Here is a 12,608-nt window from a genome sequence, read left to right as displayed (position 1 = left end):
TTATCTACATTTTATGTTGTGGAGTGGCGGAGAATGCCAACAGCAGATATTACCTTTCAAAGCCTTTAGTGGGACTGCTAAGCCATGTGAACTCACACACCATTGCAGTCATTGAGGTTTAAGTTAAAGAGCCAATAAAACTAACACTTCACTTTGTCATCCATTGCTCTACTATGTATAACCAAAATCAGGATGAAATAAGGCCATACATTTCTGTTATTATGAAAAATCTATTATCCATTCGTTCTTATAGCACAAAACCAACCCGTCACTCACATCACTTTAATCAATTGGTTTTACCTTTACGTGGTGTCATAAATATATGCGTTGGTGATTTCAATGGTAAAGTTGCGCCAAGTGAATGTGTTGTAGTTAAAGCCAATGAAGAGCACTTGTTCACTGCAGATACTGAAGCTAGATTTGTAGTTGTGGACATGAAAAACCTACCCCTAAATATTTCATCTTCTCACTGTATTGTTTTTGCAATTAACTCATCCCTTAAAAGTTACTTAACCTTTATCGAAAACCAATTAGAAAATAAAGTTAATGCTCAATTAGAACAGGCGATGTTTGAAATGTTCAGTTTACTGCTTGCAGAGCAACCTTTATTGCCAAAAGTAGATAACCGTATTGGTACAGCAATATCCTTCATAGAGCAAAATATTGCAGAGCAACTTCACATTAAACGCCTGGCTGAATCTGCTTTTCTAAGCGAAACGCAGTTTAAGAAACTATTTAAGCAACAAACAAATATGACTGTGATGAAATACGTAACCAAACTTCGTATGGAAAAAGCGCAAGCTTTACTAACACACACAGATTATCCACTATCAATCATTGGTGAAAAAGTAGGCTACAAAGAGCCGTCAGCCTTTAGCCGAAAGTTTTCACAATTCTTTGGCCTACCACCTAATAAATTCAAAAAGTAAACTTAGTCTTTATTGTCAACGATAGCGTCTTAATTGTTAAAAACTCCTTTCATCATTAGCATACAATTTCTGTATTGAAATAATAAAAAACAGGTATCACTATGCAAAGTCATCACGGAAGTTTTAAAGGTGTAATTGCTATCATTATTGCTAGTTTTTTGTGGGGAACAACAGGCACCGCAGCAAGCTATTCCCCTGATGTGAGTTCGTTTGCAATTGGTGCATTCTCTATGGGAATAGGGGGAGTGCTACTTGTTATTACAGCACGAAAAACGTTATTTATAGATTATAAGCTCATGATTTCACAGCCTAAGGTATTACTTTTAGGTGCCGCTTCTGTCGCTATCTATCCATTAGCATTTTATACTTCAATGCGTTTATCAGGTGTTGCAATTGGCACTGTAGTTTCAATTGCTACGGCACCTTTTTTTGCTGCAATCCTTGAAAGCCTAATTAGTAAAAAAAATATATCACTGGAATGGGTACTGAGTTTTGTTATTGGAGCTATAGGTATTACTTTATTAACGTTAGGTAGAGATCAGAGTAATGATCCTTCATACAGTATTAATCAACAGAGCCTGGGTATTCTTTTGGGGTGTATTGCTGGATTAACCTATGCAGGTTATTCATGGGCAGCAAGGAGTTTAATTGAAAGTGGAGTTCATTCGAAATCGTCAATGTCAGGACTGTTTGGTTGTGCTGCTTTATTGTTACTCCCTTCATTATGGTTTACAGGTGATAACTTATTTTCAAGCGCAACCAATGCATTGGTATCTTTGTATATGGCAGTAATTCCAATGTTTTTAGGATACTTATTATTTGGTTTTGGCTTGAATTATATAAATGCAAGTAAAGCGACATTAATTACCTTAATAGAACCATTAGTTGCAACTGTTTTAGCCGTTTTCGTTATTGGTGAAAGGTTTAAGATAATTGGTTGGATAGGTGTGGCTTTGGTATCACTATGCCTATTAATGCAAACCATCAAACCTCAAAAGCAATTAAGAGTACCTATTAAATCTATGTAGCTTAAGAGCATTGACAATGCTTTTAAAAGCTTACCATAGGGTATAATTCATTTATATAAAGTAAAAAACATGAACGCTCGTAACGAACGTTCATAAAATGTAATAACCAAGGAGACGAGTATTGACTTCATACATCATAATTTCTCACAGTCTGCCTCACGCTCACAGCCGAACTTCGCTAAAGTGCCATTTATAGTATTTGAATTTAGGTCTAGATTGATGATCGTAAATGCCAGCATAGCGGTTGTTCAAGTATTTATATTTAGGTCTAGATTGATGATCGTAAATGCCAGCATAGCGGTTGTTCAAGTATTTATATTTAGATGACTTATTTGTATCCCCCTAATCTCTGCCATATTAGAAAGTTACTGGTTAAGATTAGGTTTTTGTATCGCTGATAAAGATGCATATCATGTTCATCACTCTTCTTTATCCAGCAACTCCATTAATCCAACCAGTGCAGCGAAAAGTACAGCCCCTACAGGCCAAATTATCCAAGTTACGCCCCAATCCATAGTCCATAAGCTCCAACCAAGAAAGATAGCGATTAGCAAAGGCCAGTAGAATGCAGCGAGTTTTTCAGCACGTTTTACACGTCTACTCTTTACAGTATCTAGAGGCCCATCTTTTAGAATATTGTTATAAGCCTCGTATTTAGCCGCAACAGGAGACACAATGTATATCCCAGCGGCTATGATGAGCATAAGTACAATTAGCATCATTAGAGTTATACTTGGGCCTCTGAAAAGCATACTAGCAAACATAAGAGGTGCAAAACTGATAATGAACATAAATATACCCAACGATAATCTTCGATTATAGGTAGGTCTGAACTTTGTTAATTTTTCATTGAAAACACCATGTACACCATAGGCTAATTCAAATGCTTCATTATCTATTACCGCTATATCGCTTTCATATTGGTTGGCTCTGAGAAAAAAATTTATTCCCATAGAGACCATAACTACAATACACACAACTCCTATCGCTGCTGCGATATTGCCTGTCAGGTTCAATCGATTGGTTTCAGCCATTGCCAAGAAGAAAAACAAAGGTACTACTGAGCATAAACAAAGTATAACTCCTTTAGTGATTAAGGCTGACACTTCCATCTTATTTTCAATATATTTTGCTGCTTGTTCTAAACTAATTTGAATGATATCAGGCTTTTTATTTTCATCATGAGAATCAAAAGCTTCATTCTCATCTCTTAGTAGAAAGTCAGTAGATACGTCAAAAAGCTCCGCCAACATAATTATCCTATTTAAATCAGGTATGCTATTAGTGCTTTCCCACTTAGACACTGACTGCCTAGAAACATTCATCTTTTCAGCCAATTCTTCCTGCGACCAACCAACTTGTTTTCTTAATCTGACAATCTTTTCTGCTAAAATCATAAAGTTCATTCCTTCATTTGTTGTTGAGCGGTAAGCATAGAAAGTCAGGTAGTTGCAGACCAGCAAGTCAAGTTGTTAATTTGTCAACCAGCGGTTGCAATTAGGCTAAACAGCTAAATTTAAACATTTTATTTGGTGCTAGCAAGTTAGTTTTTCATTTTGAGAGACGAACCAAATTAGACATCCTAAATATAACTAAGCTGTCAATCTATGGCAAAATTTCCCCATCAGGCAGGTCTTCCAGCCCAAAAGCTTTAAAGGTGCCCGTTTGATCCAATTTTGTCACTCGCTTAGGGAAGAGTTTAGTGTTTAATTGCTAAAATCACCCATAGCATAACTAGGGCATCCATAGTTAAACCACCTCAAAAAAAGAATGTTAGTAATGGGTCAATTTTGTTGACTAACGGTTGCTCGATTTAAGTTGTTAATTTACATTATTATTAATAATTTTCAGTAATTTGACATGATTAATTCATTAGAAATCTGTGTAAAAATTAAATGCTAGCGTCTTCTATACTCACAAAGTGATCTTGAAACCGAATTCATTACTGACTGCTTTAGGCTCAAATGAGCATCAAGTGATGGAAGTTCAAAGGCAGCAACGAGCTTACACTAGCCCTCAAACATGCAGTATATATTGGTTTGAATTACCAATAATCTGTTTATTCTTTTACAAAAACTAATGTCAGCTTTCGGCTAATAGTTAGCATTAGTAAAGCAGGTTCGAACGTCAGCTATAGAGAAAAATGGATTCCAATTACAAGATGCTTGAGCGGCTGTTAATCGCTCCTAGCCGCCTTTAAAAGTCATTCAAACAAGATTAAATTTTAAAACCCTGTCTTAAAATAGGCATACCCGCCGAAGGGATCTATCGCTAATTCATAATATTTAGTTCAGTTAGTCTGAGCGCACCACTACGTTTACTTACTTTAGTGTCGGTTCAACGGCAAAAAATGTCGATTCAGATAAACATTAATGAAGCAGGTTAAAAAACTCGCTAAATTCCTTATCAACAAAACGCCAAATACCTATTTTGATAAGGAATATAGTCATGAACATTATTACAAAAACAGTTATAGCACTGAGTTTAACAAGCCACTTTAGTGCGCATGCCATTGACCTGCGAGTCGACAACATTCGTGTATACCAAAGTAATTCGCAAAGCTTTTCTGCGCCGAGTTCGCTTTATATTGACGATGGTAAAATTGTAAACGTTGCCAAAGCGACCGACCCACTACAAAACGCCGATAAAACTATTGATGCCAACAACCAATATGCAATACCTGGTTTAATTGATTTACATGTACATTTGGGTTCATCAGGCAGTAACTTTACTGAGTTTCAGTATTTGCCGGTTAAATCGCACTTTAATTCTAATTTGTATTTAGGCGTAACTAACATTGTTGATTTGTTTTCGTTTGAGCAAACTCTAAACGAAGCCGCTCAATTAGAAGAAGCCCAACTAACCCCTAACCTTTTTTATGCAGGTACATTGTTTACCAACCCTGGCGGGCATGGCACGCAGTTTGGTGGCAACGCTTACGAAATTGCCAAAAATGAAGACATAGCAGCGCTATGGAAAAAACATATAAGCACCCAACCCCATGTAACTAAAGCGGTTATTGAAACCTTTGGCGGTGTGGGTAAATCGTTGACTGATAGCCAATTAAGCGATCTTGGTAAGCGCTCTAAAGCGGCTAATTTACCGTATTTTGTGCATGTTTCTACACTAGATGATGGCAAACGCGCTATTAAGGCCGGTGCAACGGCTTTAGCCCACGGTATTAATAGCGAAGCGATAGATGATGAGTTTATTACGCTAATGAAACAGCATAATGTAACCTACATTCCTACCCTTGCGGTGTACCACAACCATAGCGATGAAAAGCATAACCATACTATTAGCTCACAAAACGAGTTACTAAAAACCATTCCCGAAAAGCTTCAAGAGTGCTTGTTTGAAAATGTGCCTGCGCCTTCAAAATGGAAAGAACACGCATGGAGTGAACGTAAAACCGCTTATGCAAATATTCAAAAGTTACATAAAGCTAATATCACTATAGGCACCGGCTCTGATGCCGGAAACCCATACACAATCCATGGAACAGGGTTACATAACGAGTTAGATGCACTTAAAAAAGCGGGCCTAACTAATGGTGAAATAATTAATGCGGCAACGGTTAACGGCGCACAAGCGATCAATAAAGCAGATAGTATTGGTAAGCTTGCTAAAGGCTTTGAGGCAAGCTTTATACTGCTTAAGCAAAACCCACTTGATGATATAAACCATATTCACACAATCTCAGAGGTTTATAAAGCAGGTATACAAGTAGACCGCCCAGCGCTTATTGCTCAAAACAAAGCCATAAAGCCACAAGGCCCCACTTGTAATGAAGTAATTAAAAGCAGCCAAGCGCAGCATGTTATTGATGATTTCACCGGTGATACACCATGGCAAGCCTTAAGCGACTCGGTAATGGGTGGTCAGTCTGTGGCAACGCTTACCACGCATAAAAATAGCTTAACTATAGATACAACTATTACAAAGCCAACAAGCTTTGGCGCGTGGGCAGGCGCTGAAATAAAATTTACATCACCGGCTGATGCTTCAGCATTTAAAGGTGTGCGCTTAACGTATAAAGGGTCTACCACGCCTTTTGCTTTGTCTGTTTATCATAGTGATGTAAAAGATTGGGATCACTTTAGTGTACTTTTAAAGCCGCGCGATGAATGGACCACGCTTGATATTCCCTTCACTACACTTAAACAATTTGGTTTTGGTAGCCCAGTTACGTGGTCGGCAACAGAATTAACTGGGGTTAACTTAATGTGGCGTAAAATGCCAGGCGCAAGCATTGAGTCATTAAAAAACACACTACAAATCAGAGAGCTAACTTACTTTTAAATGAGTAGCAGTCAAAACACAAAATCATTTGGGTTTTGACTGTTTTTTGTTATGGTTTAATCACTTACAAAAAGAAGCACCTATTATGCTCAAACATCCTTTTTATAAATACAGCTTTTTTATTCTACTTATTGTAGATATTGCTTATGCCCTTGGGCTAATAATCGCGAACTCCGCCCCCTTTACTACTGGTAGTGCACTCGCTGCAACTGTGTGGTTCGTAACTTTTTACTGGCTTCCTGTTTGGAGTGCGGCAGCAGTTATTTTTTACCTTCGCAATAAACACATTAACAAAATAGCATTTGAATGGTTAATTGCAGTTGTATTTATGGCACTTGGTAATGTGCTTACCGATATATTACTCACACAGCTTTTTGATGGGCATAAATCGATGGGAGTATTTGTTGTATTTAACGGCTTACTTTGGGGATCGTGTATTTACTTTACCAGTATTTTTATTGAAAATAAAAAACGCGCAACAGCCGAAAAACACGCACTTAAACAAGCCCAACTTGCTACATTACGATATCAACTAAACCCTCACTTTATGTTTAATAGCTTAAATACAATTTCGGCCTATATTCATACAAACCCTGATTTAGCCGATGAAGTACTGCATGAGCTTGCTGATATTTTGAGGTACTCCCTTGATACCGCCGAGCAACAGCAAATACCTTTACAGCAAGAGCTTACAATAATAGAAAAATACTTAAATATTGAAAAAGCACGCTTTGGCGATAAACTTCAGGTTAATTACCATATTCCCAATAGGCTTAAAGACATATCGCTACCACCGCTACTGATTCAGCCAATTATTGAAAACGCCATTAAACACAACGCCAACCAAACTTCGCTAATACTTAATATATCCCTGAGTGAGCTTCCAAACGGCGTTAAAATACAAATTAGCGATAATGGTAAGGGTTTTTCGAGCGATGTAATAAAGCACGGGCATGGCAATGGTGTAGGGATGAAAAACATACTCAAGCGCGTCAAACAACTTGGTAAAAGTAAGGTACTACTGAGCAATAATAATGGTGCAGTGGTTACGTTGGAGCTAGCACTATGAACAGCAAAAAACAGCAACATACTATTACTAAAATGCGCGTATTATTTGCCGATGACGAGCTTCCCGCTCGCGAAAAATTAAGCCATCAATTAAGTTTAATGGAGCATGTTGAAGTGGTGGCTATGGCTACAAATGGCAAAGAGGCTATTACATTAATCAATGAGCTGACCCCTGATGTGGTATTACTTGATATTCAAATGCCTGAAATTAACGGCCTTGAGCTTATTGATTTACTTAACTACCAGCCCATTATTATTTACACAACCGCGTATGACCAATTTGCTATTGAAGCTTTTGAGCACGCCTCAACTGACTACTTACTCAAACCTTTTCCTATTGCTAGGCTAAAAAAAGCTCTCGCCAAAGCGCAGCAGCAAATAGAGCAACAACGTGCACATACCCTAGTCAATCACGAACCCAACGAGCAAACGTTTACATTAACCAAAAACACTATAAATAAGCTCATTAGTAAAAACGGTGAGCGGATATTTTTACTCTCCCCTAGTAATATTAAATTTATTAAATCGGAGCAGGGCAATAGTTTGGCGTGGAATGGCGATACATTTCATCATTTAAGCGATACACTTGATCAGCTTGAGCATGCTTTAGCAGCACATAACTTTGTACGAATCCACCGCAGTTATTTGGTTAATATTGACCACATTAAAGAAATACAGCGCTGGTTTAATGGCAAACTTATGGTGATTGTAAATGACGATATTAAATCTGAACTAAGCACCAGCAGAGCCGGCGCAGATAAGTTAAAGCAATTGCTGCATATTTAACTTATCCTATATGCTACTGGTCGTTACTCGAATACACACTTAAAATAGGGAATTTATAATCGGCAAACGATACAGTTACCGATTGTGTTTCGTTGCCTTTAAAACCGAGTTTAAATTCCATTGGCATAAATCGGCTGCCGTCAGCAAAAAGTGCAAGTAAGTGCTCCTCGCCTAATTCTCGATTGCCTGACGATAAGTTAGTAAGTGTTATAACAGCCCAGCGTTCGCCCTCTTCATTGCTCATTAATACATAATTAACGATTTTAAAATCCCCTTTTTTAGGGGTTATGTTGCTATCGTTTGCAAACGATAAGTGCATGCTATTTGGTACTGCACGGTCAACATTTAGCGCGTTGATCGAGTCGGCTTGGGTTGCCCACGAAAGCACCAATAAAATGATCACTAAGGCTTTATTCACTGTGAGTTCCTTTTTATTACCTAGTAAAATACCTAGTAAATTACCTAATAAATTACATAACAATAACTGTTTAAATTATATTCGCATTCCATACCTATTATGTAAACAAACAATCATCGTAATTTTATCCAGCGCTTTGGCTGCGCCACTACAGACTAAGCGCTCATTCAGTGTGCTTGCGCTACTTTAAGGTAATAACGAGTGATAAGAGTAAATAATTCAAAGCTAACTTAAAGTAAAAAGCGCGATTAAACAGGAGTATAAACGTATGGCAAGCACACATAAAAACTCAACAATGGATTTATCTGATCCCAGTAATAGCATTCAAGTAAGAGGGGCACGCGTTCACAACTTAAAAAATGTAGACGTTGATTTACCTCGTAACGCATTGGTTGTTTTTACAGGAATATCGGGCTCTGGAAAGTCGTCGCTTGCGTTTGGAACGCTGTTTGCTGAGTCGCAGCACCGTTATCTTGATTCAGTATCGCCTTACGCCCGAAGGTTGATAGATCAAGTTGATGAGCCCGATGTTGATTCTATTGAAGGGCTACCGCCTGCCGTTGCTTTGCAGCAGCAACGCGGCGCACCGTCGGTTCGCTCATCCGTTGGCAGCATAACAACTATTTCTAACGCGCTACGTATGCTTTACTCACGCGCAGGTGAATACCCAAAAGACCAAGGTATACTTTATGCTGATGCGTTTTCGCCGAATACGCCACAAGGTGCGTGCCCAGAATGCTCAGGAATAGGCCGAGTGTTTGAAGTAACCGAAAAGCTACTTGTGCCAGACGATACAAAAACTATTCGCCAGCGCGCCATTGAAGCGTGGCCACCAGCATGGCAAGGTAAAAACCTAAGCCGTATTCTTACTTCCCTTGGTTATGACATAGACACACCTTGGAACAAACTTTCTAAAAAAGCACGGGATTGGATTTTATTTACCGACGAAACACCTACTGTGCCGGTATACCCAGATTACACCTATGAGCAAACACAGAATGCGATAAAAAATAACGAAGATCCAAGCTACATGGGAACTTTTTCAAGCGCTAAACGCTTTGTTTTACAGTCTTTTGCTACTACCCAAAGCCCGCGTACTAAAAAGCGCGTATCGCAGTTTATGCAAATATCGCAGTGCCCTACTTGCCAAGGTAAAAAATTAAAACAAGCATCGTTAAGTGTTAAATTTGCAGGGCTCGATATTGGCGAGCTATCTCAACTTACATTAAACGAGCTTGCTAAAAAACTAAGTAACGCCGCCAATACCAAAGTAAATAAAAATACAAAAAATCCAGAGCAAGCCATTGTTACGCAGCGCATTGCCAGCGATATACTCACCCGTATTGAAGCACTAACCATGCTTGGTTTAGGGTACTTGTCGCTTGAGCGTACAACGCCAACGCTCTCACCCGGAGAACTACAACGATTGCGACTTGCCACACAAATTCGCTCTAAATTATTTGGGGTGGTTTACGTGCTAGATGAACCTTCAGCGGGTTTACACCCTGCCGACACACAAGCACTTTTAAAAGCGCTCGACGAGTTAATAGCGGCTGGCAATTCTGTATTTGTTGTTGAGCACGATGTTAGCGTTGTTAAACATGCCGATTGGATTGTTGATGTAGGCCCTGATGCAGGTGTGCATGGTGGCAACATTATTTACAGCGGCCCTGTTGAAGGGTTAAGTAAAGTAAAAAATTCGCACACTGCCCGCCACCTTTTTGCTAAAAACGCCAGTCAAGAGTCTACTCAAAACAGCGCGCAAAAAAAGGAGCAAAGGCAGCCAAAAGCGTGGTTAAAATTAGCTGATATTGAGCGTAACAATCTTAAAAAACTCAATGCAGAATTTCCACTGGGTGTTATGACAACCGTTACTGGGGTTTCGGGCTCGGGTAAATCAAGCCTAGTAAGCCAAGCGTTAGTAGAACTTGTTTACGAAGCACTTGGGCAAAAAGTAATACCGGAAGCCCCCACCGACGAAGCCGACTTACTCGAACAAGAACTGCAAACACACACCAGCGGAAAAATCATTGAAGGAATAAATAATATAAGCCGCCTGATTACCGTAAATCAAAAAGCGATTGGCCGTACCCCTCGTTCAAACTTAGCTACCTATACGGGCTTGTTTGATCACGTGCGTAAACTATTTGCTTCAACCCAAAAAGCAAAAGAACGCCGTTATGATGCTGGTCGCTTTTCATTTAATGTTGCTAAGGGTCGCTGTAAAAACTGTGAAGGCGTTGGCTTTGTAAGTATAGAACTACTGTTTTTACCTAGCGTTTATTCACCTTGCCAAGTATGTCATGGTAAACGTTATAACGAGCAAACACTTGAGGTTACATATCGTGATAAAAACATCAGCGATATCCTCAATTTAACGGTTGAATCGGCGTATACCTTTTTTGAAAATGAACCTGCGATACTGCGAGCACTCGATGCACTTATGCAAGTAGGTCTTGGGTATTTACGTTTAGGGCAACCTGCCACTGAGCTTTCGGGCGGTGAAGCGCAGCGTATTAAATTAGCAACTGAACTACAACGTGCGCAGCGCGGTAACACCCTTTATATTCTTGATGAGCCAACGACAGGCCTGCATCCATCGGATGTATCAATGTTAATGGCGCAGTTAAATAAATTAGTTGATGCTGGCAATACCGTCATTATGGTTGAACACGATATGCAAGTAGCCCGCAATAGTGACTGGGTAATTGATGTAGGACCCGGTGCTGGTGAAGAAGGCGGCTTAATTGTAGCGCAAGGGAAACCTACAGAGGTAGCCCAATCTAAAATAAGCCTAACAGCACCTTTTTTGAATGGCGCAATTTAAAGAACAGGTAAACACTAAATAACAAAAAAGAGCCAATGGCTCTTTTTTGTTTTTAGCTTTTTAAAAAGCGTTCTATTTTAGGTTTTACCGTAACCGACATTATCAGCATTATAGTTAAACCTATTGGTAATGCGGCTAATAACCCTTCAGCCCATCCAGTTACAAATACACGCATATCTGCATAGCCAATATTATTAGTAGCGGTAACAAACGCCATAACCGACTCCATGATCAGCGCCATAAAAACACTAATCACTAAATTACGTTTTAGCTCGCTACTACTAGGCAATAACTTATTAACTAGCTTATGCATTAAGGTCATCATTACAAAACCAACAGGCGCCATAACCAATACTGCACTTATAAATGAGGTAAACCAATCTGCATAAAAATGCTCTGTAACACCCACATTCACATAAGTCATAATGCCAGTTAGAGTACCGCCAATTAAGGTAATAATACTTACCATAACCAGTATTTTATAAATTACAGGTGTTTTTTTAGGCTCAACCATTACTGGGTTTGCTGATACGGGTGTACTCATTTTTGGGCATGCCTTAAGCGTAAAATAGATGACAAAATCAACTATAACAAATTAATTGACAATATCAACCACTTTTTGAGCTAACCAAAAATAAGCCAAATTCCAACTAACCCCATTAAGCTACCAGCAATACGGTTCATCCATTTAATATTATCACCACGGCTTAAAAATAAACGTAAGCTTTTACCGCCTGTTGCGTAAGCTAACATACTTAAAAACTCGGTGGTCATTATAACGCCAAGCAATACTAAAAGCTGAGGGGCTACAGCATGCTCAACACTTATAAAGGGTGGCAGTAGTGAAATCATAAACGCCCACCCTTTAGGGTTAGCAATTGCGGTTACAAAACCTTGCGTAAATAACGATTGGCGACTTACGTCACTTGGTTTTGAGGTATCGACCGACATTTTTCCTTTGGCTCGCCACATGTTAACGCCAATATAAATTAAGTACGCACCGCCTACCCACTTTAAAATAGCGAACGCATCTGGGTAATTTAGCATTACGCTTGCAACACCTAATACCGCAGCTATGGCAACACTTGCGACACCTAACAGCTCGCCTATCATCATCCATAATGTGCGGCGCACGCCAATGCTCATACCGAGTGTCATGGCAAGGGTCATACACATACCAGGCGTTATCGACACAAAAAAGAACGTAGGAATAAAAACCGCAAGTGCTGCTACATCAATCATTAATTTAC

Annotated in this window: 10 protein-coding genes; 6 read left to right on the top strand and 4 right to left on the bottom strand. The window is 39.1% G+C overall.

Annotated elements, in window-relative coordinates:
• Nucleotides 1-221 precede the first annotated feature (221 nt).
• On the top strand, nucleotides 222-929 hold the full coding sequence (locus H5159_RS17095; RefSeq protein ID WP_024597340.1) for an AraC family transcriptional regulator: 708 nt from the start codon (nucleotides 222-224) through the stop codon (nucleotides 927-929).
• A gap of 101 nt (nucleotides 930-1,030) precedes the next feature.
• Nucleotides 1,031-1,957, top strand: a complete 927-nt coding sequence (locus H5159_RS17090) for a DMT family transporter (protein WP_182724055.1) — start codon at nucleotides 1,031-1,033, stop codon at nucleotides 1,955-1,957.
• A gap of 419 nt (nucleotides 1,958-2,376) precedes the next feature.
• On the opposite strand, the gene H5159_RS17085 is transcribed toward H5159_RS17090, so the two are convergent.
• On the bottom strand, nucleotides 2,377-3,354 hold the full coding sequence (locus H5159_RS17085; RefSeq protein WP_182711697.1) for a helix-turn-helix domain-containing protein: 978 nt from the start codon (nucleotides 3,352-3,354) through the stop codon (nucleotides 2,377-2,379).
• Nucleotides 3,355-4,405: 1,051 nt separating this feature from the next.
• Here H5159_RS17085 and H5159_RS17080 point away from each other — a divergent pair.
• The 3 genes from H5159_RS17080 to H5159_RS17070 are packed head-to-tail and all read left to right on the top strand — an operon-like array spanning nucleotide 4,406 to nucleotide 8,113.
• Nucleotides 4,406-6,259 carry a CIA30 family protein gene (locus tag H5159_RS17080; RefSeq protein ID WP_182780717.1) on the top strand — a complete coding sequence of 618 codons (1,854 nt, stop codon included), beginning with the start codon at nucleotides 4,406-4,408 and terminating at the stop codon, nucleotides 6,257-6,259.
• A 28-nt stretch (nucleotides 6,260-6,287) separates the two neighbouring features.
• Nucleotides 6,288-7,328, top strand: a complete 1,041-nt coding sequence (locus H5159_RS17075) for a sensor histidine kinase (protein ID WP_182780716.1) — start codon at nucleotides 6,288-6,290, stop codon at nucleotides 7,326-7,328.
• The gene (locus H5159_RS17070) at nucleotides 7,325-8,113 is read left to right on the top strand and encodes a LytTR family DNA-binding domain-containing protein (RefSeq protein WP_182780715.1); all 789 of its coding nucleotides are present in this window, start codon (nucleotides 7,325-7,327) and stop codon (nucleotides 8,111-8,113) included. The genes H5159_RS17075 and H5159_RS17070 overlap by 4 nt, the downstream gene beginning before the upstream one ends.
• A 13-nt stretch (nucleotides 8,114-8,126) precedes the next feature.
• Here the strand turns inward: H5159_RS17070 and H5159_RS17065 are convergent, their stop codons facing one another.
• The gene (locus H5159_RS17065) at nucleotides 8,127-8,531 is read right to left on the bottom strand and encodes a hypothetical protein (protein WP_182681542.1); all 405 of its coding nucleotides are present in this window, start codon (nucleotides 8,529-8,531) and stop codon (nucleotides 8,127-8,129) included.
• A 268-nt stretch (nucleotides 8,532-8,799) separates the two neighbouring features.
• On the opposite strand from H5159_RS17065, the gene uvrA reads away from it, so the two are divergent.
• The gene (uvrA, locus tag H5159_RS17060) at nucleotides 8,800-11,358 is read left to right on the top strand and encodes an excinuclease ABC subunit UvrA (RefSeq protein ID WP_182780714.1); all 2,559 of its coding nucleotides are present in this window, start codon (nucleotides 8,800-8,802) and stop codon (nucleotides 11,356-11,358) included.
• A 52-nt stretch (nucleotides 11,359-11,410) separates the two neighbouring features.
• Here the strand turns inward: uvrA and H5159_RS17055 are convergent, their stop codons facing one another.
• On the bottom strand, nucleotides 11,411-11,902 hold the full coding sequence (locus H5159_RS17055) for a DUF2798 domain-containing protein (protein WP_182692473.1): 492 nt from the start codon (nucleotides 11,900-11,902) through the stop codon (nucleotides 11,411-11,413).
• Between the two features lie 80 nt (nucleotides 11,903-11,982).
• A complete protein-coding gene (locus tag H5159_RS17050; RefSeq protein ID WP_182780713.1) occupies nucleotides 11,983-12,600 on the bottom strand; it encodes a LysE family translocator in 618 nt (205 codons plus the stop codon).
• Nucleotides 12,601-12,608: the final 8 nt, after the last annotated feature.

Source organism: Pseudoalteromonas sp. SG43-1 (assembly GCF_014164415.1).
GTDB lineage: Bacteria > Pseudomonadota > Gammaproteobacteria > Enterobacterales > Alteromonadaceae > Pseudoalteromonas > Pseudoalteromonas distincta.
This window is presented reverse-complemented; position numbering and strand designations above follow the sequence as displayed.

Coding starts and splice junctions, on each gene's coding strand:
- H5159_RS17050 (WP_182780713.1), bottom strand. CDS start 12,600: ATGATTGATGTAGCAGCACTTGCGGTTTTTATTCCTACGTTCTTTTTT.
- H5159_RS17055 (WP_182692473.1), bottom strand. CDS start 11,902: ATGAGTACACCCGTATCAGCAAACCCAGTAATGGTTGAGCCTAAAAAA.
- H5159_RS17090 (WP_182724055.1), top strand. CDS start 1,031: ATGCAAAGTCATCACGGAAGTTTTAAAGGTGTAATTGCTATCATTATT.
- H5159_RS17070 (WP_182780715.1), top strand. CDS start 7,325: ATGAACAGCAAAAAACAGCAACATACTATTACTAAAATGCGCGTATTA.
- H5159_RS17095 (WP_024597340.1), top strand. CDS start 222: ATGAAAAATCTATTATCCATTCGTTCTTATAGCACAAAACCAACCCGT.
- uvrA (WP_182780714.1), top strand. CDS start 8,800: ATGGCAAGCACACATAAAAACTCAACAATGGATTTATCTGATCCCAGT.
- H5159_RS17085 (WP_182711697.1), bottom strand. CDS start 3,354: ATGATTTTAGCAGAAAAGATTGTCAGATTAAGAAAACAAGTTGGTTGG.
- H5159_RS17080 (WP_182780717.1), top strand. CDS start 4,406: ATGAACATTATTACAAAAACAGTTATAGCACTGAGTTTAACAAGCCAC.